The sequence below is a fragment of the Pseudomonas viridiflava genome, assembly GCF_003702045.1.
GTDB classification, from domain to species: Bacteria; Pseudomonadota; Gammaproteobacteria; order Pseudomonadales; family Pseudomonadaceae; genus Aquipseudomonas; species Aquipseudomonas viridiflava_C.
The window spans coordinates 106748-131717 of the sequence record NZ_RBTP01000042.1 but is presented as its reverse complement, the minus strand read 5'-3'; the positions used below and the strand labels follow the sequence as shown (position 1 = coordinate 131717).

General features: G+C 59.8%; 16 protein-coding genes. 10 read left to right on the top strand and 6 right to left on the bottom strand.

All coding sequences use genetic code 11. From position 1 onward, the window contains the following. Positions 1–201: 201 nt before the first annotated feature. Positions 202–5439 carry an AvrE-family type 3 secretion system effector gene (locus ALP40_RS13945; protein WP_122208841.1) on the top strand — a complete coding sequence of 1746 codons (5238 nt, stop codon included), beginning with the start codon at positions 202–204 and terminating at the stop codon, positions 5437–5439. 57 nt (positions 5440–5496) lie between these two features. On the opposite strand, the gene ALP40_RS13940 is transcribed toward ALP40_RS13945, so the two are convergent. From ALP40_RS13940 to ALP40_RS13930, 3 genes are all read right to left on the bottom strand, one after another. Further along, positions 5497–5886 (bottom strand): type III secretion system chaperone, encoded by a 390-nt coding sequence (locus ALP40_RS13940; RefSeq protein WP_122208840.1) that lies wholly within the window; start codon positions 5884–5886, stop codon positions 5497–5499. A 78-nt stretch (positions 5887–5964) separates the two neighbouring features. Continuing rightward, on the bottom strand, positions 5965–8379 hold the full coding sequence (locus tag ALP40_RS13935; RefSeq protein WP_259640707.1) for a restriction endonuclease: 2415 nt from the start codon (positions 8377–8379) through the stop codon (positions 5965–5967). Beyond that, positions 8376–8873, bottom strand: coding sequence for a CesT family type III secretion system chaperone (locus ALP40_RS13930; RefSeq protein WP_122208839.1), 498 nt, complete (start codon positions 8871–8873; stop codon positions 8376–8378). The genes ALP40_RS13935 and ALP40_RS13930 overlap by 4 nt, the downstream gene beginning before the upstream one ends. 297 nt (positions 8874–9170) lie before the next feature. On the opposite strand from ALP40_RS13930, the gene ALP40_RS13925 reads away from it, so the two are divergent. Next, the gene (locus ALP40_RS13925) at positions 9171–10502 is read left to right on the top strand and encodes a pectate lyase (RefSeq protein ID WP_122208838.1); all 1332 of its coding nucleotides are present in this window, start codon (positions 9171–9173) and stop codon (positions 10500–10502) included. A gap of 78 nt (positions 10503–10580) precedes the next feature. Here the strand turns inward: ALP40_RS13925 and ALP40_RS13920 are convergent, their stop codons facing one another. Then, positions 10581–11975, bottom strand: a complete 1395-nt coding sequence (locus ALP40_RS13920) for a type III effector (protein ID WP_183136045.1) — start codon at positions 11973–11975, stop codon at positions 10581–10583. A gap of 441 nt (positions 11976–12416) precedes the next feature. Here ALP40_RS13920 and ALP40_RS13915 point away from each other — a divergent pair, with 441 nt between their 5' ends. After that, a complete protein-coding gene (locus ALP40_RS13915; protein WP_122208836.1) occupies positions 12417–13364 on the top strand; it encodes a bestrophin family protein in 948 nt (315 codons plus the stop codon). Positions 13365–13539: 175 nt separating this feature from the next. Continuing rightward, a complete protein-coding gene (locus ALP40_RS13910; protein ID WP_122208835.1) occupies positions 13540–13749 on the top strand; it encodes a DUF2945 domain-containing protein in 210 nt (69 codons plus the stop codon). An 8-nt stretch (positions 13750–13757) separates the two neighbouring features. Here ALP40_RS13910 and ALP40_RS13905 read toward each other — a convergent pair whose 3' ends face one another. Then, positions 13758–14675 (bottom strand): LysR substrate-binding domain-containing protein, encoded by a 918-nt coding sequence (locus ALP40_RS13905; protein ID WP_122208834.1) that lies wholly within the window; start codon positions 14673–14675, stop codon positions 13758–13760. Positions 14676–14863: 188 nt separating this feature from the next. Here ALP40_RS13905 and ALP40_RS13900 point away from each other — a divergent pair, with 188 nt between their 5' ends. From ALP40_RS13900 to ALP40_RS13880, 5 genes are all read left to right on the top strand, one after another. Continuing rightward, positions 14864–15613, top strand: coding sequence for an SDR family NAD(P)-dependent oxidoreductase (locus ALP40_RS13900; protein WP_122208833.1), 750 nt, complete (start codon positions 14864–14866; stop codon positions 15611–15613). Positions 15614–15723: 110 nt separating this feature from the next. Continuing rightward, on the top strand, positions 15724–17025 hold the full coding sequence (locus tag ALP40_RS13895; protein WP_122208832.1) for an MFS transporter: 1302 nt from the start codon (positions 15724–15726) through the stop codon (positions 17023–17025). A gap of 18 nt (positions 17026–17043) precedes the next feature. Beyond that, positions 17044–17892, top strand: a complete 849-nt coding sequence (locus tag ALP40_RS13890; RefSeq protein WP_122208831.1) for a transketolase — start codon at positions 17044–17046, stop codon at positions 17890–17892. Continuing rightward, positions 17889–18908: a transketolase family protein gene (locus ALP40_RS13885; RefSeq protein WP_122208830.1), complete on the top strand. Its 1020-nt coding sequence runs from the start codon at positions 17889–17891 to the stop codon at positions 18906–18908. The genes ALP40_RS13890 and ALP40_RS13885 overlap by 4 nt, the downstream gene beginning before the upstream one ends. A gap of 201 nt (positions 18909–19109) precedes the next feature. After that, positions 19110–20105 (top strand): alpha/beta hydrolase, encoded by a 996-nt coding sequence (locus ALP40_RS13880; RefSeq protein WP_122208829.1) that lies wholly within the window; start codon positions 19110–19112, stop codon positions 20103–20105. Here the strand turns inward: ALP40_RS13880 and hmpA are convergent. Then, positions 20069–21253: an NO-inducible flavohemoprotein gene (hmpA, locus tag ALP40_RS13875; protein WP_122208828.1), complete on the bottom strand. Its 1185-nt coding sequence runs from the start codon at positions 21251–21253 to the stop codon at positions 20069–20071. The genes ALP40_RS13880 and hmpA overlap by 37 nt on opposite strands. A gap of 338 nt (positions 21254–21591) precedes the next feature. Between hmpA and ALP40_RS13870 the strand changes: the two genes are divergently transcribed. After that, a complete protein-coding gene (locus tag ALP40_RS13870) occupies positions 21592–24951 on the top strand; it encodes an ATP-binding protein (RefSeq protein WP_259640706.1) in 3360 nt (1119 codons plus the stop codon). The last annotated feature ends 19 nt before the right edge of the window (positions 24952–24970 follow it).

Sequence of the window (24970 nt, the reverse complement as noted above, 5' to 3'; positions counted from 1 at the left end):
TGTCCCACTACGTGGCGCAGCCGCCGTTCCGGTTCCCAGCAAAGGTGCCTTGCGTTGCATAAAAGCCTTGGGTGAATCATTTCAGCCAGTCACACAAGCAATGGAACCGACCGTCAGGTCCGGACACCCAGTTATCAGTTTGGATTTTCAGGATTCGTCCAGAACGCTGGGCGATCCGACACATGGACAGGGAGATGTAACGTGCAAACACCCCCCATCAACCGGGCAACCGGAATCGCCGTACCGACTCAAACAACTGCGACTTCAACCCACGCAGCCGAGTTGCAGCAGCGCAGCGAACAACCGAGCCAGCGAGCATCTCATTCGCTGCGCAGCATTGGCAGAAGGATGGCCAAGGGCGTCGGAAAGTTGTTTCAGAAAAACAGATCTCCCCGCCAAAATGTCACCCCTACGCCGCCCGGATCCACCTCAAACAGGCAGACTGACGGGCGACTGGCCACGAGCGGCAGTCGTGGCACCGACAGACCGGATGCCGCAACGATGCGAGTTCGATCCGATGGGAGCAGCGCTTCCGGCAACCCGTCGACGCGAGAGGCACACCACACCTCGGCAGCGCCGCCGTCCGGCCTTACACGCAGTAACGCCGGACGGTTTGATCGCCAGTCAGGGAATCTGGAACGCCTCAGGCAGGAACAGCCATCGAACACGCCGCGCCCGTCAGTCAGGCGACCGGGGGTCAATGAGAGCCGCAGTTCCCCTAGCGCCTCAAGCGATGCTTCCGCAGCTCGGCCCAGCGGTCTTACACGCAGCAATGCCGGACGGTTTGATGAACAGCTCGCGAACCTGGAAAGTGACACACCAGAACAGCCGTCAATCACACTGAATGCGAACGGCAAACCCGACTTCTCGACATTCTCGACCCCTGGCATGGCGCCGCTGCTGGACACTATTCTTGGCAAGCCCGAACAGCATTATCTGGCGGTACACAGCCCACCCGGCGATCAGGATCACCTGCTATTGGAGTCCAGCGGGCACCTGCTGAACATGACACAGAACACGGTATCGCTGGCGGTCATTCGTAGCAGCCAACAGACGCCTGCAGCCGACACTGACAGGCACGCTGACGTAAACCTGGAAGCGAACGCGGGCCATGCCCTTGTTAACGTCAATGGTAACAACGCGACACTGGAGCTGCCCGGCAAGGCTCACATCGCGCACATCACCGGTGTTCACTGTGATCCCAATGGCGAGCAACTGCGCGTTCATGAAGACCGGCTCTACCATTTCGATACCGCCAGCCTGCGCTGGAACATACCGGAAGGGAACGAAGAGAACGCCTTCAACAGCCTGACGACGGGTGGCAATGGCTTGATCTACGCGAAAAGCGATGACGTAGTCGTTGACCTCTCAAGCAACGAGATGCCCCACCTGCAGGTAGACGACCTTCAATCCTTTTCAGTCGCGCCGGACAGCACCGTTGCCTGTCTGAGTGGTACAGACACCCAAACGCTTCTGATCGCAGACATGAGCCCCGGCACTGGCGGCCCGCGCCATCAGAAAACGCTGAAACTGGACGACGGCAATGCGCAGGCGGCGTCGGTGGGATTGAGCGCTGACCATCTCTTCATCGCAGACACTCAAGGCAGGCTGTATTCGACACCCAGAACCGTGCTGGAAGGCGACGATCCACAGCTGAGCCTTGAGCCGGAGCGAGCGCGCTATCAGCGCCAAGGTCAAACCCTCGGCGGACACCACAGTGTCACCGGATTTATCAGCGCAAACGATGGTCGCGTACACGCACTGGTCAAGAACCGTCAGGGGGAGGTGCATTCACATGCGCTTGACCCGCAACGCTCGCAGATGGAGAGCGGCTGGAACCTTACCGAAGCACTGGCACTGGACAACACCACCGGCCTGCCAACGGTCGCTGCCCCCGAAGCCGCCGGGCGGCTGAACCTTGACCGCTCGGGACTGGTGGGGATCAGCGCCGGCAGCTTGCAGCGCTGGGATGCAACGCCCCAGTGCTGGAAAGACGCTGGAATCAAGGACGTCGAACAATTGCAACGAGGCGCCGACAGCAACGCGTATGCGCTCAAGGGCGGCAAACTTCACACGCTGAAGGTCAGCCCGGAGCACCCCAATGTCGCGTTCGGGCCCCATACATCACTGGCTCAGACGGCCCGCTCCACCAAGGTCGAACTGGGCAAGGAAATCGAAGGGCTCGAAGGCCGGGTCATCACCGCCTTTGCGATGGTCAGCGAAAAGCGGTTCGTTGCGCTTGACGATCAGAACCGCTTGACTGCCCACCGAAAAGACGGCAAGCCCTCGAACCTGGCGCTTGAGGGCCTGCAAGGCGAGATCAAGACCCTCTCGCTGGACGAGAAGCACAACCTCTACGCACTGACCGACACCGGCGGGTTGTTCTGCATGCCTCGGCAATCCTGGCAATCCACCCGGCTGGCAGATGTCATGAACGCCAAATGGACCCCGGTATCCACGCCCAACGGGCAACCCATCAAAGCGCTGTTCAGCAACGACGACAACGTACTGAGTGCGCAAGTCGAGGACGCAGCGGATCAGGGTCTGATGCGACTCAAGGGTGGCCAGTGGCAGCCGTTCACCCAACGGCCGGTGGAAGAGAACGGGCTGAACGACACACATCAACGAATCAAGCGCGCGCACACCACATGGCGGCTGCCCTTCTCCGGGCTGACTGCGAAGGTGGACGTCAACACAGGCGGGCGCGGCGGCATGGAGAAAAGCCATCGCGCCCCTACCCGCGAATTCATACGGGCCAATATCTGGAAGAACACGCTGGAAGTGCCACGCTGGATGAAGGTCGCGGGCTACCACATTCAGCATCGCTACCGTGGTCGCGAAGGGCTCGCAGAGCTTTACAGCAGAGAATCGATCGTCTTCAAGCAACTGGAGCTGATCCATGAGTCCGCAGGTACACCTCCTTTAGCTGGCAGGGATCTGAAGTCGCGTATCGAGCGCCTGACAACCCTGGGGCCGGCAGGCGAACCTTTCGTCAAGGCGCTGGAGGCGTTACGCGACGAACTGGAACAGCACAGCCACACGGCGCTGATTGCCATCGGTCAAAGCTACGGCAGTGTCAAAAATCTTCGCCAGCAGGACGGCGTACTCAACCAGCACGGTGAACTGGCAAAAGCTTCCAGTCGCATGCAACTGGGCAAAAAGCTTGCGCAACTGGGTGAAGCGTTCAACTTCAAGAGTTCCGGCCATGATCTGGTCAAGGAACTGGATGATGCCCTCGCCATCATTGCCCCATCCCCTGACTGCCCGACCGCCGAACTGCTCAAAACGCTAAAAGACAACGGCGTGAAAATATCCCACCAGAAAATCGACATCCCCTTGGGCCGACGTCGCGACGCGGGCGAAGATCAGGGCCTTAGCAAGGCACGCCTGGCGCTGGATCTGGTGACGCTCCATGAACTGGGCAAATTGCTGGATCAGGCCGAACTGCTCACGCCACAGAACGACCTTTCCGTACTGGAGAAAAAGCTTACAGCGCTGCGCGACAAGACCTATGGCGAGAACCCGATCAAGCTGGTTACCGACATGGGCTTTACCGACAACGGCGCACTGGAAACTTCCTATGATTCGGTCAAGACGTTCCTGAAGGTCTTCAAAAAACCCGACCACGCTGTCAGCGTCAACATGCGGGCGGCAACCGGCAGCAAAGACCAGAGCGAGCTGGCCGACAAATTCAAGTCCATGCTCAAACAGCTTGAACATGGCGATGACGAAATAGGCCTGACGCGCAGTTATGGCGGCAACCTGACCAGCCCGCTCACTGTTCTTTCCGACATGGGAACAGGCCCCTGGCCCACCGCTGGTGCCACGGGCAACCGCAACTACATCCTCAATGCCGAGCGTACCGAGGGCGGCATCACCTTGTATCTGCTGAGTGAAGCCGCCGGCAACCTCAGTGGCGGCGTCGGCGCAGGCAAGGATTACTGGCCGGTACTCGTTGATGAAAATAACCCGGCACGCAGCGTCAACATCGGCAACAACCGCAGGATGACCCCCAACTTTCGCCTGGGAGGGGAGCTGGTCGCCACCGCTGCGGGCAGCCAACGCAGTGGCGTGGTCTTCAATGTGGCGGACGAGAACATAGACGAGTTCGTCGACGATCTCTTCGAAGGCGCACTGAACCCTCTGCAAGTCATGAAGAAGGCGGTGGACCATGAAACCTATCAGGCTCGCCGATTCAATTTTGATATCACCGCTGGCGGCACGGCAGATATGCGTATCGGCTTCGGCCTTTCCGTACAGGACAGCAAGCCGCTGTCTGCGGTGGCGCGTCTGGGGGTCGCGGCCAACGTCACCATCAACCTGCTGTCCTACACCGATTACTCTCTGACGCAGAAAAACGACAAGACCGAATTGCGCGAGGGAGGAAAAAACCGTCCACGCTGGTTCAACAGTTTCCTCGCAGGCATCCAGGGAAGAGCGCAACTGAGCGGCACTCATACCGATGCGACCTCAACGCCTGCCTCTGCCCCCGGCCCGACACCGGGCACCCAGTCGGCCGCCAATAACGTGGGTGCCAACGTTACCGTGTCGGTGGAAAGGAGAACCGTCAAGCGGGTCAAATTCCGCTATAACGTGGCCACGCCGATGACCGCCAAAAGTCTGGACAAGCTGTCCACCAGCCTGGGGGCTGCTTTCAACGATAAAGCCACCAAAACCAGGCTCGCCGAACTGGCCAGACTGACCACCCCCACACCCGGCACAAACGCTGAGGAAGCGGTTCAGACACGCCTCACCGAGCTTAAGACATTCTTCGACACCTATCGCTCGCAGAACGACAAGCAATACAAGGCCTTGCGTGATCTGAAGCGCGCAGTCGTTCAACACCAGGCATCGCTCAAGAAACACAGCGTGCTGGACAACGCCCGTTTCGAGACCAGCAAGACCGACCTGTCAGGACTGGACTCGGAAAGCATCCTCACCAAAATCATGAGCAGCATCAGAGATGCCAGCGCCCCGGGGAACGCAGCCAGGGTGGCTGATTTCATGCGCAAGGACCCCAAACTCCGCGCCATGCTCAACGCCATGCAGGCCAGTGACGGAACGCTGGCACGGGTGCGCCTGGAGCCCAAGGACTCGATGATCGACAGGATCGACGAAGGCAGTCTCAAGGGCGACATGACCCAGAAAGAGCTCTCCGGGCTGCTCGAAGACCGCAACCAGATGCGCATCAAGCGTCTGGTGGTATTCCACACGGCTACCCAGGCTGAAAATTTCACGCTGCCGTCGCCACTGGCCAGCTACAACAGCGGCACGTCGCTGAATATCACCAAAGTCCTGGGGCGTATCAATTTTGTCTACGGTGAAGATCAGGACACGCCGATTGGCTATACGTTTGACGGGGAGTTGTCACGGCCATCGGAGTCACTTAAGGAAGCGGCCGATCTGCTGAAGAAACAAGGCTTCGAACTGAAAACCTGACCACACGCACGCACAGAGCGCCGCGTTTATGCGGTGCTCTGTTGATGCCCAAGACGATCAAGCCTGCAGGAACGCACGCGCCTCGCGCGCCTGAACGATGAAGCCACGCGCCACATCACAAAACTGAGGCTCATCCAGCAACGCCAGTTCACGCTGGGCACACAGCCTGACATCCCCTTTATCAACCGCGAACCAGCAGCCGTGCATCCGCGCGACGTCGAAGTTCAGGCTGAGCAGTTTCTGCAAATCGTCAGATCGATCCGGGCAGCGACCCACGCGGCAATGAAAAATGACCATCTCGCTGTGATCCGGTAATTCGATCACGGCCGCTTCATTGTCCTGGCTGTCGTATAAGGCGCAGACGCCATTCTGTGCCGTGAGCGAAGTGCCAAGCTGCGCCCCCAGCGAGTGGATGAGGCGGGAAAAATCAGTCGGTGAGTTGTTCATCGTTAGCGTCCTTTAACGGGGTCTTTGTGCAGGAAAAACCGCGCATCAGTGCGGGGTAACCGACGCGCGGGGAAGCGTTCAACGTGAAGGAATCGTGCTTTGGTCAGGCTTCAACAGGCCCTCCTCCATCGCCTCCAGCGTGGGTGCATATGAAGGTGTTACAGGAACAGATTGTTGAGGGGCACGCTGTGGCTGCGGTGTTGCCTGCGGCAGAAGCCCCTCTTCAAGAGCCCTTAAAGTCTCATCGTCCATCGCAACGCTTGTTGGCCGCTCAACGCTCACCGTAGTTGGCCGTAGCTGAGTATCAGGCGGCACAACGGGCTCTGTGACGACCGGGCTCTCGACAGCCTCTTCGTCTGGACGCGGAGTCGCCACGGTCTGGCGTTGAAATTGGCTTTTAAGTTTATCCTGCAACGACGACAAGCTACTGCGCACGCCATCGTCAACGGTGCGCAGCACGTCGACAGCCACCTGACTCGGTACTTGCAACACGCCCCTGGCCCTGTGGTAGGTGTTCTCTGCCATACGAGGCAAGCCTGCGAGCTGATCGGGAGAGAACGTATGCGGGAGTGAGTCTCTGTTCGGACGACGAATGTTGGTGAACGCGGTTTCGGTGCGCTCCAGAATCGGGGTCGCTCCGCCCTCGCCAGCGGCCTTCAAAGCCTTTGCTTCAGCCGTAACCGACTGATTGGCGTACAGCGTGGACAAGTACGACACAGAACCCAACGCGGCCAGCGCCATGTTGCCCACAATCCTGCCGGCACTGAGCCCGCCTTTGATGCCTGCCTGCGCTACGGCAGGCAGCTCTGCGGTCAATGCAACACTCTGGATACCCGAAACCGCCTTGCTGTAGAACGAAGTCCGAACGGCGGCATCGCGCGGGTCCAATCCCTTGGCCAGATCCTTGCCCAGTTCACTGGTGGACTTGTCGGTAGTGAACACCGGAATATTTCGCCCCTGCGGATCGGTGTAGGTGGCTTTCATCTGATAAAGCGCCTGAGCCGATGCCGACACTGCGCCAGCCATCCCCGAAGTCAACGCCCTGGCGGTGACCGTCTGCCCGTTGATTTGATGGAAATCATGCAGCAATTGGCGAATCGCCTGACCGCCGCCAAAGCTCATGTAAGGGATCATTTCGCCAAGCGGATGCGTAGAAGAAACTTGAACCTTCTTCTGTTCAAACACCGCGCGCTGCGCTTTGACCTGCGCTTTCTCGGCAGCCAGTTCCTCGTCGGACTTTTTGACCATTACACCGTCTTGCGACTTGTACTCAAGCGGATCAGGAATCACCGATTCGGTATCGACGCCTCTGAGCGGCGCCATGCCCAGACGCTTATCAAGACCTGATACCTGCAAGCCGGATTGGAGCATCGGCTTCACCAGGTTGGTAACGCCTTCATGAGCAATCCCTGCGACCAGTCCTATCACGGTGGCTTCCAGCATGCTGGCGTCGCTGCTTGAACCCGGCACTGCCGCTCTGAACTCATCGTTGGTAGCCGAGCGGATAAACCCCAAATGCGTCATCGATGATAGAAATTGCGGAATCGCAGCGGCAGTCATACGGCCTGCGCCTTGCAGAAATCCGATCCCGGCACGATCCTCGTTCAGTTCTTTGAGCTGCGTATCGAATTGCGCATGGGCAGCCACGGATTTCAAATGCTTTGCCTGAGGCGACTTGGAAAAATCGCTCTGAATACCGGCCAGCATGGCTTTGGCTTCGCCAAGGGTTTCTTTGTGGATTAAAAGCGCGGACTTTTCCTCGCCATCAGCCATACCCTTGAGCTGCTTGTCCAGATCAGCCAGTCGCTTGTCCAGATCCGTAGATTTTTCGCTCAACACACTAGAAATCGCTTTGCTCGCATGTCCAGCGTATTCGCCCAAGGCCGCCTGGCTGACCTCGAAGGTCTTTCGGTCGCGAGCCGAACATTCCCCCAGGTGCACGCTGGAAGCGTTGTGCATCAGTTGAAAGTGCTCAAGTTGATCGGCGATCGCACCGGCATGGCCTTTGAGCACTTGCCCGACCTCATCCTTATCCGGCACATCATCCTTGTTGGTGAGCTTCTCAAGCATTGACTTGACGTCACTGGACTGGAAACTTTCCAACGCAAAGCGCGGCCCGCACAAGCGCCCTGCCATGACCTCAAACCCCACCTTTGCGTTTTCAGACGCGTGACCGTTGGCCTGTTCGAGCATGCCTCCAATCAAGAGCGCCGCATGCTCACTGACCTTGCGGCCGCTGGTTTGTCGTATGCTCGCCTGCTGAACCTGAAAAGTCGCCAACAGCTCAGTGTGGCGCAACGCTACACCCATGTGCGCCGCATGAGACTCCAGAGAGGGCTCCAGACGTTGGCCTATTTGCCCGGACAGAAGCGCAGGATTACTGCTAGGGGTTACCGCATTCGGGTGAGCCGAGGTGACGGAAGGGTCAGTCTCCTCGCTCCTCTGCGCAACCATTTGTATCTCGCCGGATCCTCCTACCCGAGAATTGATCATTGGACCCTTCCTTGCGCCGAACGCACCTCACGCCGCTCTGATGGCGGGACACTGGCCCCGCCGCGCGCGTCATCACCAACGGCCTTGCCGACGAATCCATGTTCACGCCATTCCCTCGCCAGATTGGCAAACGATCTCATCATCAGCAGAACGCCTTCGGCATTCGCCATCTGCAGCGCGACGGAGCCCATCAACAGCACCCGGGCGGTTTGCGAGTTCCACGAGAACGCAGGGCTATGTGCCCCGGAAAACAGGTGGAAATTGATGTCCATCAAGGACAGCAGTGCCTGATCACGATTGCGCTCGGGCAGCGGGCCCATGTCGCCGTAGATCAACACGGCACGGCCCTGATCGCGGTCTTGATACTGGAGGGTGAAGTCGACACCGTCGAGGGTGAAGTTGGCAGATTCGTAGAACCGCTCGGGTGATGCAATCAGGCTCAGCGTGCAGATTTCATCAATAAGGGATGTGTACTGTGCGGCGTAGTTGTCCATTGCCTGGCCTCTCATTTTGTTTGCTGCGACGCCAGCCGAATACCGACGTGCGCGCACTGAGTCGCAAATGCACGCGTTCGGTTCCCTGCTTTCGCCGAACCATCGTCAATCACACGCGCGCGTACTGACTGCCCAACGGCACAGCCAAAACGGAACCCCTCATCCGCCCTGCGCCACTCACTGTCGCAACGTCAACCCTACGCACTCAATCGCGATTGAAACAACGACGACGCTGAACTCGCGCCTGATGGATTCAGGACGTTAGTCAGCGAACCTGTTCTCCAGGAGGTAAGCATCATGAGCATCGGTCTTTCATCCCAGTCCTACTCGCCCCAGGCGCTGGACTTTTCGGCGCTGAACGGTAGCGGCCTCCAGCACAGTCCGCAGGCGGGTCAGAATGAGGACCCGTCGATAGACGCTGGCGCCTTGCTGTTCAACTCAGGCACTCAGCGCAATGTCGACTTTGGTAAACCTGAAACACATCCTCTGGACTCACCGGAAGGCAGCACATCCGCTGACGATCTGAAGAATATGCTTCAGCAGTTCAAGGATACGATTTCATCCCTGTTCCAAATGCTGGCGAAACTGCTCAACAAGCAAGACAACGCCAATGACCCGACCCAAGACCCCAATGACTTCCAGAACGACGGGGGACTGGGGTCTGAGCCAACAGGCGGCGGTGACGGTGGTGGCACGCCTGAAGCCACGGGCGGTGATAGCGGCGGCACGCCTGAAGCCACGGGCGGTGATGGCGGCGGCACGCCTGAAGCCACGGGCGGTGATGGCGGCGGCACGCCTGAAGCCACGGGCGGTGATGGTGGTGGCATACCTGAGGCCCCGGGCGGAGGTGACGGCACAGGAGAACTTACGGGCGATGCAGGTGGCGATACGCCTTCAGCGACCGGCAATGAGAACGGCAACTCACCCTCAGTCACCAACCCGTCCAGCGGACCGAGCAGCACCTCAGGCACAGGTGCAACATCAGGCGTCAACCCCGTACACATGCCTAAAACCTCCGGCGAGACAGTGGTAGTGAACGAAACCATCAAGGTCGGCCCAGGCGAAACCTTTGACGGTGGCGGCAAAACCTTTACCGCAGGCAGCGCCTTAGGCAACGGGGACCAGAGCGAAAACCAGAAGCCGCTGTTCGAGCTGGCCGAGGGGGCCACATTGAAGAACGTCAACCTGGGCGAGAATGAAGCAGATGGCATTCACGTCAACGCCGCCAATGACAAACCTGTGACCATTCAAAACCTTCATGCTGCCAACGTCGGTGAAGACTTGATTACCGTCAAAGGCGAAGGCGGGGCTAAAGTCACCAACCTGAATATTCTTGACAGCAGCGCCAAAGGTGCCGACGACAAAATCATCCAGCTCAACGCCAACACGCACTTGCATGTGGACGGGTTCAAAGCAGACGATTTCGGCACACTATGCCGCACCAACGGTGGCAAACAGTTCAGCGATATGGCGCTGGATCTAAACAATATCGACGCCAATCATGGCAAGTTCGCCCTGGTGAAAAGCGACAGCGAAGACCTCAAGCTGACCACCGGCAATATCGCCATGACCGATGTCAAACACGCCTACGACAAGACCAAGGCCTCGACCCAGCACACCGAGCTCTAAGCACGGAACAAAACCCGGCCTGCAACGAGGAGCGCACTTTTCGAAGTGCGCTCCTGTATCACTGACCGTTGGCAATCATCAAGAACGCCTGGTTTCCAAGGCCAGCCCGCTCGGAATGCCGCCTTCCTCGATATCTGGCGCGCGCACCGTGCGATGGCGCAACGTATCGAACTGCTCACGCAGCCTCGCGCCCGTGGTCGTGACAGCCTCTGCGCCCATGCGCATACCCTCCATCGCCACGTCTGCCGAGCCTTTAGCCAGGTCTGCAGTTTGCCTGGCAACACGGCCTGTTGCGCTTGAGACGGCTGACTTGACCGTGTCCTGAATGAACGCCTCGGCCTTATCCGTTGCCGTGTCACCCACCACGTCGGCGGTGGTCCAGGCTGAAAAGACCGGCGCGGACCCAACGAGGTTGGTCGCCTGACTGACAAACGCTTTGGCCGCCGGATTTTTAATGTTCTGGGTCGCCAGTTCCTGCAACTTACCGACAGCGGCAAAGCCACCGGCCAGCGCCAGACCGTTTTTCATCAGGCTGGTCCCGGTCATGTAACTGGCGACCGCTTTCGTGCCGTCAGTGGCCACATCCAGTGGCAGACCGGCCAGACGCTTGCCGGCGTTGAGCGCTGCACCGGAGTAACTGGCGGACTTGATCGCGTTATAGGCCGCAAGCCAGTCGGTTTCTTCATCCAGCGTGGCCTTGGGCTGCTTGTCCTTGAGGCCCAGCACGAACGCCGCACCTCGCTGGTGGTCTCGTGCCTGAACGCTGAGCATGCGATTACCCAGACCTGCGTTGGCCACCAGACCGCCCGCCGCCGAAACGCTGATATCCACCGCGCCCTGCACCTGGGGATGGGAGGCCAGCGCAGGCGCCAGAACAGTACGCACTGCATTGCGCGCGGTGTACGTCTGCACAGCGATGCCCAGATCCACTGTCTGTCGGGCAAGCCCCGGTGCATGGCGCTGAACCGACGCGGCCATGACGTCGTGAAGATTCTCCGGTGCCGTCTTGAGGTAGTGAATATCAGCAGTCGCCCTGTTCATCAGGGCAGTGCCAACCTGGTCCATTGCACCGGACACCGCCCCGGAAATCAGCGGTGTGAGGGGTTTGAGCGGTGCTGGCAGCCAGTCTCCCTTATTGATCGCCGGCTGCATGTACTGAAGTACGGACGCCGCCGCGAAAGGCATCGCCCTTAACGAGCTGGACGCTGTGGTCGCCAGTCGATCGAGCTTTTCTGCCTTGGCAAAGGTATCGCCGATCGTTGCAGGCGTTTCTCCCTGTGCCAGCAGAACTCTGGCACGGCTGCTGATCAGCGCATCGATTGCTTCGTTATGCGTCTGGTTTGCCCGGATTTGCTCGATGCCGATCTCTGCAGAAGACGCTGTAGCAGGCATTTTGTGTACGTCAAAGTAGCCTTTCAGGTGGTCGATCATTGCCCGCTCATGAGCCTGTGAGGGCGGGCTCGTGGCCTGCACCGCGCTGCTGGCTTCGGACTCGGGATCAGAGTGGATACGCATACTTTGATGCATCGGAGAATGGTGGCTCACATAGCTCGTTTCCATGACATCTTCCTTTTCGTTTGCATGAAGGTGCGCGACGAATTGCCGGGCGGATGCGCCCGAAAATCCGTTGTCAGCCAGGGCAGGCGACGCGCGGTAGACATGAGGCGGCGAGCGCCCAAGGTGAAGGCTTGCTCTCTGGACAGATCGCCATCGTCTGAGTGGTCCCGGATGAGCGCGCGGTTCCCGAATGAGCGGGCGCAGGAGAGCTTCACGAGGGATGAAGGAGAACGTCGCGGCAGTCGCCGGATGATTACGCCAATTAAGCAAGTGTTAAGGAGGATTGCGTAGGTTTGTGTCACGGCTTGTTACAACTCGGTAAACAGCCATTCTCCAACCTTGGGCAGGAGTGTCGCCATGACCGGTCTTTTTGAAAAAAAATGGAAGTGCTTCAAACGGACGCTGACGTACGTCGGCTGGTCGCTGTTGTGGCTGCTGTTGTGGGACATCGGTGTGACCACGGATTTCATGCTGATGGACGGCATCGGCATCGATTTGCCGCTGATGCCGCTGACGCTTCTGTGTTCGGCATTGATCGTACTGATCAGTTTTCGTAACAGCAGTGCCTATAACCGCTGGTGGGAAGCGCGGACGTTGTGGGGCGCGATGGTCAATACCTCACGCAGTTACGGCCGCCAGGTCCTGACCCTGATCGACGGTGAGGGCGCACGCCGGGAAAACCCGGTTAAAGGGCTATTGTTTCGTCGGCATGTGGCCTACCTGCGCGCACTGCGTGCGCATTTGAAAGGCGACGTCAGTACAGCAGAGCTCGATGGTCTGGTCCCGGATGTCGAAATCGAGCGTGCGCGTGACAGCAATAACTTTCCCAATGACATCCTGAGCGGATCGGCGGCAATCATTGCCGAAGAGTTTGCCCAGGGACGGCTGGACAGCATCCGGTTTTCCCGTCTTGAAACCACGCTGGTCGATCTGTCCAACTGCCAGGGCGGCATGGAGCGCATCGCCAATACGCCGCTGCCCTACCCCTACGTTTATTTCCCCAGGCTGTTCAGCGCCCTGTTCTGCGTGATCATGCCGCTGAGTATGGTGACGACCCTGGGCTGGTTTACCCCGATCATCTCCACGGTAGTGGGCTGCATGCTGCTGGCGATGGAACGCATCGGCACGGATTTACAGGCACCCTTCGGCAATAGCCAGCACCGGATCAGAATGGAGGACCTGTGCAAGAACATCGAAAAGAATTTGTGCTCGATGTACAACGAACCGGAACAGGGACCATTGCTGACGCATTTGAAAGCACTGATCGGCCCGATTGCTCCATCAGCCAGGCAGGTCACGGCGTGATGTGGTCGCGTGCGCAGGATGATCCTCAATTGAACTACGTGGGAGCGGACTCGTCCGCCCTTGCTGCGTGATAGCGCTACGGCGAAGACGTGGTGGGCCTACCACTATCTTGTGAACGCTCCCAAAGGACCTGGCTCTAAGTAGCACATCAGAAACCGTGCCGGAGGAGAACCCCATGACCACTTCATTCAAGGTTGGCTATGCCGTGCGCTGGAACTCGGAAGCAGGCGAGATCAAGGGCAAGGTCACCAAGGTGCATGTCAAGGACGTGGAGTTCATGAGCAAGCACCGGCCCGCCTCGAAAGACAGCCCGCAATACGAAGTCAAGAGCGACAAGACCGGGCATCTGGCGATGCATCACGAGGACGCCTTGCACGCCCTCTGACGCCCGGCTCAGAACACGAACCCGTGGCCCAATTCGCTTTCCATCCATTCCAAGAAGCGCCTGACCCTCGGAAAGCTGGAGTGGGCCTTGGGAAACACCAGATGGTGCGCCGCGACCGGTGAACTCAAGAGGTGCGGCGCGACTTCCACCAGCGCGCCGCTCTCCAGGTATTTCTGAGCCAGCAGCGTGCTTTCCAGCGCAAAGCCCAGGCCGTGGCTGGCAGCTTCAAGGGTCATGTAAGAACGGTCGAAGCTGAGCGTGTAGGGTTTTTCCGGGCGGGCCAGCCCATGCTGAGCGAAAAGCTCCGGCCACTTCAGTAGCGTGGCTTCGGACAGAATCAGCTCGCCCTTGAGCAGGTCTGCCGCGCCGTTGACCGGATACCGCTCCAGCAGCTTCGGCGACGCCAGCACTGCGAAGGTTTCGTGACGCACAGTGCGCACTTCATAACTCGGCCAGTTGGGCCGGCCGTGGCGGATATCGACATCGATCTTGTCGCGACTGAAGTGCAGCGATTCGTAGGAGCACGACAGGTTGATCTGGATATCCGGGTGGCTGAGCCGGAACGCTTCCAGACGCGGCATCAGCCACAGCAGCCCGAAACTGGGTGACGAGTGCAGGCGCAGGCAATCCAGGCTGACATCGCTGGCCGCCCGCTCGGTTGCTACCGCCAGGCTGTGCAGCAGACCAGAGACCTCCTTCAGGTACTGCTCACCTACGGGCGTCAGCGTGACGCCGCGTGCCGCACGCACGAACAGTTGCCGTCCGATCATCGCTTCCAGTTTGGCCAATTGATGACTCACCGCCGAGGGCGTCAGGTCCAGCACTTCGGCTGCGCGGGCCAGGTTACCGAAACGTGCCGTCTGCTCGAAGGCCTGAATGGCTTTCAGGGGTGGCAGGTTGGAATGTGGATCGTCATCGACACGCATGGTGGCTCCGAAGCATCAGGCAGATTGAGATTTTGGCATTCAAGCACTGGTCAGCAGAATTGACGAGAGGTGAATTTTTTTCATCGACCAGTGATGGCTGCGTTATTGCTCGTAGGTAGCACCGGGAACACTCTGAACCCATCGATCACTTGAATCGAACCCATAAAAACAATCAGAGGACTCCCCTCATGCTGCTTCAAGGCAAAATCGCAATCATCACCGGTGCCGCCTCCGAACGCGGAATCGGTCGTGCCACTGCTGTCACTTTCGCGCAACACGGCGCACGCGTCGTGATTCTCGACCTCGATGAAGCCGCCGCACGTGACGCTGCTGCCGCGCTGGGTGAAGGCCATCTGGGCCTGGCCGCCAACGTCGCCGATGAATCCCAAGTCAAACAGGCCATTGCCAAAATCATCGAACACTTCGGCCGCATCGACGTGCTGATCAACAACGCTGGCATCACCCAACCGATCAAGACGCTGGACATCCGCCCGGGCGATTACGACAAGGTGCTGGACGTCAGCTTGCGCGGCACGCTACTGATGTCGCAGGCGGTCATTCCGACCATGCGCGCCCAAGGGTCGGGCAGCATCGTTTGCATGTCGTCGGTATCGGCCCAGCGCGGTGGCGGCATTTTTGGCGGGCCGCACTACAGCGCCGCGAAAGCCGGCGTGCTCGGCCTGGGCAAAGCGATGGCGCGGGAATTCGGGCCGGACCAGATTCGCATCAACTCCATCGCACCAGGCCTGATCCATACCGATATCACCGGCGGGCTGATGCAGGACGAGCGACGCCACGCGATCATCGAAGGCATCCCGCTGGGTCGCCTGGGCGCGGCTCAGGACGTGGCCAATGCCGCGCTGTTTCTGGCCAGCGACCTGTCTTCGTACCTGACCGGCGTTACGCTGGATGTAAACGGCGGCATGCTGATTCACTGATAGCCCATCGGCGGGCCGATCAGACCTGTTACGGCCCGTATTTGCTCTGGATCGATGACACGCCAGGCCGGTTTGCCTGGCGGTCTATAAAAACAAGAGATCAGACCATCATGATCACCACCATGCCCCTCGACGCGGTTTCGACCGCCCGTGCCAACGCCTACCGCAAGACCGCCTGGCGGTTGATGCCGTTTCTGATGCTGTGCTACCTGTGCGCCTATCTGGACCGGGTCAATGTCGGGTTCGCCAAGCTGACCATGATGAACGACCTGGCCTTCAGCGAAGCCGTCTACGGCCTCGGTGCCGGCATGTTTTTCATCGGCTATTTCCTCTGTGAAGTGCCCAGCAATCTGATCCTGCATCGCGTCGGCGCACGGCGTTGGATTGCACGCATCATGATTTCCTGGGGCATCATCTCCGCCCTCTTCGCCTTCGTCGAAACCGCCTGGCAATTCTATGCACTGCGCTTTCTGCTCGGCGTCGCAGAAGCCGGTCTGGCACCGGGCCTGCTGCTTTATCTGACTTACTGGTTCCCGTCCTATCGCCGTGCCCGCATGACCGTGCTGTGGTTCATCGCCATCCCATTGTCCGGGATGATCGGCGGGCCGCTGTCGGGCTATATCATGGGCACCTTCGCAGGTTTTCATGGCTGGGCAGGCTGGCAGTGGATGTTCGTCATCGAGGCGATTCCCACTGTAATCGTCGGCCTGATGGTGCTGGCCTACCTCAAGGACGGCGTGCATCAGGCCACCTGGCTCACCGATGACGAAAAGGCGCTGATCAATAAGGAATTGGCCGATGACAACAGCCAGAAAGTCGTACACGCCTCAGTCGGCGCGTTCATCCGCGACCGCCGTTTGTGGCTGCTGGCCTGCATCTATTTCTGTGTGGTCATGGGCCAGTACGCAATCACCTTCTGGCTGCCAACGCTGATCCGCAACGCAGGGCTCGCCGATCCGCTGCACATTGGCCTGATGACCAGCGTGCCGTATCTGTGCGCCATCGTCGCCATGCTGTTGATGGGCCGCAGCGGCGACAAGCACCGCGAGCGCCGCTGGCATTTGGTTCTACCGATGATTGCCGGTGCGCTGGGCTTGAGCCTGGCGGCGGTATTCGGCAACAGCCTGCTGCTCTCGGTGCTGAGCCTGTGCCTGGCCGCAGCTGGCGTGCTCTCGGCGTCGTCCCTGTTCTGGATGCTGCCCACCACGCTGCTGGGCGGCGTGTCCGCAGCGGCCGGCATTGCGGGCATCAACAGCTTCGCCAACCTCGCGGGTTTCTGCTCGCCTTACCTGATCGGCTGGATCACGACCACCACCGGCTCCAGCGCCATCGGCATGTACCTGATCACCGGCGTGCTGTTCATCGGCGCGTTTCTGGTCCTGCGTATCCCTGCCGCCTCGGTCAATCGTTGAGTTTACGGAGTCATCACCATGACAACCCAAACGTTATCTGCCCCATCCACGTCGCTGGCACAGCGTGCCCACAATATTCGTCGCCATGCACTGCGCATGGGCCAGGTTCAAGGCCAGGGCTATGTCGGGCAGGCGCTGGGCGCGGCCGACCTGTTGGCGGTGTCTTATTTCCATGCCTTGAGCTACAGGCCGCAAGACCCTGAATGGGAAGAGCGCGACCGGTTTTACCTGTCGATCGGTCACTACGCCATTGCCCTGTACGCAGCCTTGATCGAGGCTGAAATCATCCCGCTGGACGAGCTTGAAACCTACGGTTCGGACGACAGCCGCCTGCCCATGTCCGGGATGGCCGCTTACACACCGGGCATGGAAATCACCGGCGGCTCGCTCGGGCACGGCTTGGGCATCGCCGTCGGCGCCTGCCTGGGCCTGAAGCGCAAACAGTCGGCGTCCTTCGTTTACAACCTGCTGTCGGACGGCGAACTGAATGAGGGTTCAACCTGGGAAGCGGCGATGTCGGCCTCCCACTGGAAGCTCGACAACCTGATCGCAATCATCGACGTGAACAATCAGCAGGCCGACGGCCATTCCAGTGAAGTGCTCGCTTTCGAGCCCATCGTGGATCGCTGGCAGGCCTTTGGCTGGTTCACGCAACGGGTCGATGGCAACGACCTGCAAGCGCTGGTCGCTGCGTTCGACGCCGCCCGCCAGCATCCGGGCGCGCAGCCTCGGGTGATCATCTGCGACACCAAAATGGGCAAAGGCGTGCCCTTTCTGGAAACCCGCGAAAAGACCCACTTCATCCGTGTCGACGAACATGAATGGGACCTTGCACTGAACAACCTCGACGAAGGGCAAACCGTATGAGCACTGCCAACCAGAACCCTGCGGCAGCACCGGCCGTGAAGAAGAAGCTCACCACCTCAGCGATGATCGCCTCGATTGCCTCCGAAGGTCAGGCCACCCGCTCGGCACCGTTCGGCCATGCGCTGGCGGCATTGGCCGATCAGCGTTCGGACATCGTCGGGCTGTCAGCGGACCTGTCCAAATACACCGACCTGCACATTTTTGCCAAGGCGCACCCCGAGCGGTTCTATCAGATGGGCATGGCCGAACAATTGTTGATGAGCGCAGCCGCCGGGATGGCCCGTGAGGGCTGCGTGCCATTCGCCACCACCTATGCCGTGTTCGCTTCGCGCCGCGCTTACGACTTCATCTGCATGGCGATTGCCGAGGAGAACCTCAACGTCAAGATCGTTTGCGGCCTGCCCGGCCTCACCACCGGCTACGGCCCCAGCCACCAGGCCACGGACGACCTGGCGATCTTCCGCGCCATGCCTAATCTGATGATCGTCGACCCCTGTGACGCCCTGGAAATCGAGCAGGCCGTACCGGCCATCGCTGCACACCAAGGGCCGGTGTACATGCGCCTGCTGCGCGGCAACGTTCCACTGGTGCTTGACGAGTACGGCTATCAATTCGAGATCGGCAAGGCCAAAACCCTGCGCACCGGCAACGACGTGCTGATCATCTCCACCGGCCTGATGACCATGCGTTCGCTTGAAGCCGCCAAGGAACTGCAGGCCGATGGCGTCGATGTCGCGGTATTGCACGTGCCGACCATCAAGCCGCTGGACGAACAGACCCTTCTGGCCGAAGCCAGAAAACCGGGTCGGCTGGTGGTGACGGCAGAGAACCATTCGATCATCGGCGGTCTGGGTGAAGCGGTTGCGACGGTACTGCTGCGCAATGGCGTCACGCCGACCTTCAGGCAGATCGCGCTGCCGGATGCGTTTCTGGATGCGGGTGCCCTGCCCACGCTGCATGATCGCTATGGCATTTCCACGCCAGCGGTCTGCGCGCAGATCAAGGCGTGGTTGTAAGGGTCGGATCCTGAGGAGATGCTTCTGCCCGAAGGGCGTGAGAGCTTTCGGAGGTTACGACGGCAGCGATGGGCTGCGCAGCGGCCCTGGGTTGCATCTGGCACACCGCATGCTCAGGCCTTGCTGCCGGTTCCCGGCAGATCGCCGGCAAGCCGCCTCCCACAATCCGGTGTTTACTGCGCTTTTTGATGAGACGGAACGATGGATGCCAACGACCTGCTCGACCCTGCCTATGCCGCCTTTCTCGATGAGCCTTCGAGCGTCTGGACGCTCGATAACCTGCCAGCGATCAGGCGTCGCGTTGACGCCGCCTGGAAAAAGCCCGGCGAGGCGAGGCACGAGCAGCACTGGACACGAACGGATCGCATCAGGTTGTGCGTGTATCGTCCTGAACACAGCCTCGACGTTGCACATAAACTCGCGACGCTTTTGTACATCCACGGCGGCGGTTTCGTTCTGGGCCGCCCGGAGATGGCTGACGACTATCTCGCCGACTTGGCCAACGAGCTGAATGTACTGATCGTGGCGGTCGATTATCGACTCGCTCCCGAACACCCCTTCCCCATTCCGCAGGAAGATTGCTACACGGCGTTGGCCTGGATCTTCAACGAAGGGCCGGCACTGGGTGTGGATACGCACACTGTCGTGATCATGGGCCACAGCGCAGGCGGTGGTCTGGCCGCGGCGGTCTCGATCATGGCGCGGGATAAAGGCGATTACAGGCTCGCCGGTCTGTTGATGGTGTACCCCATGCTCGATCACCGCTCGGGCTCGGATACGTCAATCAGCGATAACCCCACCACCGGAACACTCAGTTGGACCCGCGAGGCGAACCGGTTCTGCTGGCAGTGCATGCAGGGCGCGTATGCGCTGAACGATGACCGTACAGCGCATTTTTCACCTGCCTTGGCGACTGATCTTCGCGGGCTGCCACCCAGTTTCATTAGCGTGGGTGCGCTGGACCTGTTTCTTGAAGAAAACCTGGCCTTTGCGATGCAGCTTTCCAAAGACGGCGTGCCGGTGGAAGTGCATGTATACCCCGGCGTGCCGCACATGTTCGATCAACACCCGGGGCGTCAGACCGATCAGTGCGTGCAGGATATAAAGCGTGCCCTTGCCGGCCTGCGCGCAGGCAAGGAAACCAGGAACTCACCTGCCGTTCAGGCCAGCGCCTCGGCCGGACCGAAGAACTCGTAATGACTCTGTTCATCCGGCACACCCAGGTCGTGCAGCGCGCGCTTCATAAAGGCCATGAACGGCTTGGGGCCCAGGAAATAAGCCTCGACGTCCCTGTCCTCAGGCAGCCATTGCTGCAAGTGCTCGATTGACGGCAGCCCAACGGCACTCGGCTGTGCAGCACCTGGGGTGGCTTCGTTGTAGACCACATGCACCTCGAACCGCGGATATCGGCTGCGCCAGCCTTCGAGCACATCCTGAAAGGCCTGCACGTTGGCATTGCGCGCGTAATGAATGAACACCACCTGCCGGTCGCCAGCTTCCAGCGCGGTTTCTGCCATCGCCAGGGTTGGCGTGATGCCGACGCCGCCACTGATCAACACCAATGGCTTGCTGCCCTCGATCAACGTGAACTCGCCAGAGGGTGGAAACAGTTCCAACACCGAACCAACGTGGACCTGATCATGCAAATAGACGGACGCCACGCCGCCGTGCTCTCGTTTGACGCTGATGCGGTAGCCGACCCCTGTCGATGAGGCCGACAGGGAGTAATTGCGGCGTAATTCCTGGCCGTTCACGTTCAGGCGCAGGCCGATGTACTGACCAGCCTTGTGTGCAATGACCGGCCCACCGTCCACCGGCTCCAGATAGAACGAGGTGATCTCGCTGCTTTCGGGTGTTCTGGCAACCACCTTGAACTCACGCCCACCCCGCCATCCACCCGGCGCGGCCGCTATCTGCTCATACACCTGATGTTCGGCACCGATCAGGATATCGGCCAACTGCTGATAGGCCGCCGCCCATGCGGCAATCACCTCGTCGGTCGCTGTTTCAGCGCCCAGCACTTCGCGAATGGCCTGCAACAGGCATGAGCCCACGATGGGGTAATGCTCGGGCAAAATCTGCAAGGCCACGTGCTTGTTGACGATTTGTGCGGCGAGCGGCCCGAGGTTTTCCAGGCGCTCGATATTACGGGCGTACATCAACACCGCATTGGCGAGCGCACGCGGCTGGGCACCGTTGACCTGATTGGCCTGATTGAACAGCGGGCGCACCTCGGGATGATCACGCAACATGATTTGGTAGAAATGCGTGGTAAGCGCCTCGCCACCCGTTTCCAGAATCGGAACAGTGGCCTTGACGATCGCTTGCTGAGCCGGGGTAATCATGGCTGACTCCTGAGGGATTTGAATTCGATACCTCAATAGAGCAACCCCCGTGCCAACGGAAAAGGCCATAAGAATCAAAGCCAATACGCGCAGCCCAGTCAAAATGACAAGTCTTAATGACCCTTTCAAAAAAAGAACGAGTCATTACGACTCGACTCTTGGGCCGTACTCAAAATGGCTGAACGCTGATGTGAAGTCAGCGTCGAAAATTTTGTAACAACAGCCGGATCTTCAGCCAGAATGGCGTGTGTAGCGTATTCAGTACGGAGCCTTTTTCACCGATGATATCCCTTGCAGACCCCACCGGGCCTTCCGCCTTTCTTGTAGGGGATGGTGAAATGGCCAGCCTGATTCGCAATAAGGACTGGTCCCAAACGCCTCTGGGCCCTATAGAGCACTGGCCGCAAAGCCTCAAGACCACGGTCAGCCTGTGTCTGGCGTCGAACTTCCCGATCAATATCATTTGGGGCCCGGAACACGTTCAGATCTACAACGACGGATACATGGTGATTTGCGGTGCCTCGCACCCGCAAGCGCTGGGCGAGCCTTACACCGTCACGTGGGCGTCTGCGTGGCCAGCCATTGGCGAGCCTTTCGCCAATGCGCTGGCGGGCAACACCTCATTTCTTGAAAACCAGCGCATGTTCCTGGCGCGTAACGGCTATCTGGAAGAAACCTTCTTCACCTTCTCCACCAGCCCTATCCGGGATGAGAGTGGTGGTATCGGCGGGCTGTTTCACCCAGTGACCGAGACCACTGCAACGATTCTCAGCGAACGCCGTACACGGGCGCTGCGGGATCTGAACGCCGACATCGCCGATGTGAAGTCCACGTCTGACATCGCCGCAACGGCACTGGCCTCGCTACAACACTTCGAGCTCGACCTGCCGTTCGTAGCGTTTTACGAACTCAATCAGGACGACAACACCTACGCGTGCGTCGCACAGACCGGCATCGCCGACACACGGGCCATGCCCGCGCAAGTCACCGTCCTGACTCAGGCACCTCTTCCCTTCCAACAGGCGGTTCACTGCAGTGACCCCCTCAATGTCAGCGGCCTGACCCACTTGTTCGAAGGCACGGCGTGCGGACCTTATGACGAGGTACCTGACGAGGGGTTCATGCTGCCTGTGCGAGTCCCGGGCGTGGAACTCCCGGTCGCCATCGTGGTGGCGGGGGCAAGCGCAAGATTGCCCATGAACGACACCTACCGTGTCTTCTACAGCCTGCTGACGGCCACCCTGGCGGCGGGTTACGCCAACGCCAAGACCTATGAAGAAGAACGTCAGAGGGTCGAAGCGCTGGCGGCACTCGACAAGGCCAAGATCAACTTCTTTTCCAATGTCAGCCATGAGTTCAGAACCCCGCTGACCTTGATGCTTGGCCCGCTTGAAGACGTACTGATGCAGGCCGACGAGTTGTCCGGCACCCAGCGCGAACGCCTGACGGTTGCGCACCGAAATGCGTTGCGCCTGCTCAAGCTGGTCAATTCGCTGCTCGACTTTGCCCGCCTGGAATCCGGACGCACCGAAGCCAGTTTCCAGCCCGTCGACCTGAGCACCCTGACCACCGAGCTCGGCAGCAACTTCCGCTCAGCCTGCGAAAAGGCGGGTCTCCATCTTGAAATCGATTGCGCACCGTTGGCCGAACCGGTGTATGTGGATCGTGAGATGTGGGAAAAGATCGTCCTGAATCTGGTGTCCAACGCCTTCAAATACACGTTGAGCGGAAGCATTCGAATCGCCCTCGACCAGACTGCCGATGCGGCCGTGCTTAAGGTGAGCGACACCGGTGTCGGCATTGCACAGGACCAGCACGCACTGGTCTTCCAGCGCTTTCACCGCATCGAGAATCAGGAAGGCCGTACCTTCGAGGGCACCGGCATTGGTTTGTCCCTCGTGGAGGAGCTGGTCAGGGTGCACGGCGGCATCATCACGCTGGAAAGCCAACTCGGTGTCGGCACCACGTTCATCGTCACGCTACCGTTGGGCTACGGGCATTTGCCGCAGGACCGGATCGACGCCGAGCATGCCCTGCTGTCGACCGGCATCCGCACCCAGGCCTACGTCGAGGAAGCCCTGCGCTGGCTGTCCGATGGACTTGAAATCGACAAACACGCGGCGCAAACGCCTGCGGATAATGGCAATGGACCGCCCGCCCGAATTCTGCTGGCAGACGACAACGCCGACATGCGTGGGTACATCACCCGCATTCTTGAAGACGGCGGCTACCAGGTTCTAGCGGTCGACAATGGACTGAAGGCCTTGGACGCAGCTCGGCAGGTCAAACCGGACCTGTTCCTGAGCGATGTCATGATGCCTGGGCTGGACGGGTTCGCCCTGCTCGACGCGGTCCGCAATGACGCCGAGCTGAGCCATTCGGTGTTCATTTTGCTGTCGGCACGGGCGGGCGAAGAAGCCCGGGTCGAAGGTCTCAAGGCTGGCGCCGACGATTACCTGGTCAAGCCCTTCAACGCCCGCGAACTGCGCGCCCGCATCGATGGCGCCGTCAGGCTGGCCAGGCAGCGGCAGGACGCACAGACACGTGAGCGCGAGCTGCTGGAAAAAGCCAGCCGCGACCGCGAAGCGCTGGTTGTCCAGTTTCATCAAATGCAAAAAATGGAAACCATCGGCCAGTTGACCGGTGGCGTGGCACACGATTTCAACAACCTGCTCACACCGATATTCGCCAGCCTGGACATTCTCAAGCGCCGCGTAGAGGGTGATCCGCGTGCCGTACGAATGGCCAGTGCGGGCCTGCAGTCTGCAGAGCGGGCCAAGGTGCTGGTCAGCCGCCTGCTGGCCTTCGCCCGCAAACAGACGCTGGCCCCGCGCCCGACGGACCTGCGTCAACTGGTGCTGAACATGCAGGACCTGCTCAGACAATCGGTCGAGCCGCACGTTGAGCTGATGCTGGATCTGCAACCGGTCAGCCGCCTGGCCCTGATCGATGGAAACCAGGTGGAACTGGCCCTGCTCAACCTCTGCCTCAACGCTCGCGACGCCATGCCAGACGGCGGCACGCTGCACGTAAAACTCAGTGAATGGCAGGCCGATGGTGACGTACCGGCAGGCAACTACCTGAAAATAAGTGTGATCGACACCGGCAGCGGCATGGACGAAGAGACGCGCACACGCGCCATCGAGCCCTTCTTCTCCACCAAAGGCAGCAAAGGCACCGGGCTGGGTCTGTCGATGGTGCATGGCGTCGTCGCGCAAATGGGCGGCTACCTGCACATCGACAGCGAACCGGGTGTCGGCACCCAGGTGCACATGCTGTTGCAGGCCAGCGACGACGCACTGGACGAAGACAATCAGCCAGTACCCGGCCAGCAGGTTTCATCCAGAACCGCGTCGATCCTTGTGGTCGATGACGAGGATCTGGTTCGCATGACGATCATGGAAATGCTGCAGGATCAGGGCTACACGCTGACCGAAGCGTCTTCCGGCGAGCAGGCGCTTGAGTTGATCCGCAGCGGGCTGTGCCCGGACCTGCTGCTGACGGACTTCAAGATGCCCGGCATCAATGGCTCCGAACTGGCCGCCAAAGCCGTAACGCTGATCGAGGACTTGCCTGTACTGGTCATCACGGGGTACGCAACGCTTGAGATCGACTGGCCATCGCTTGCCAAACCGTTCACTTACGCGGACCTGCTGGACAGCGTGCGCGAACAGTTGGAACGCTCGCTTCAGGTTTGAACAGCGAGGCGTCTGGCTG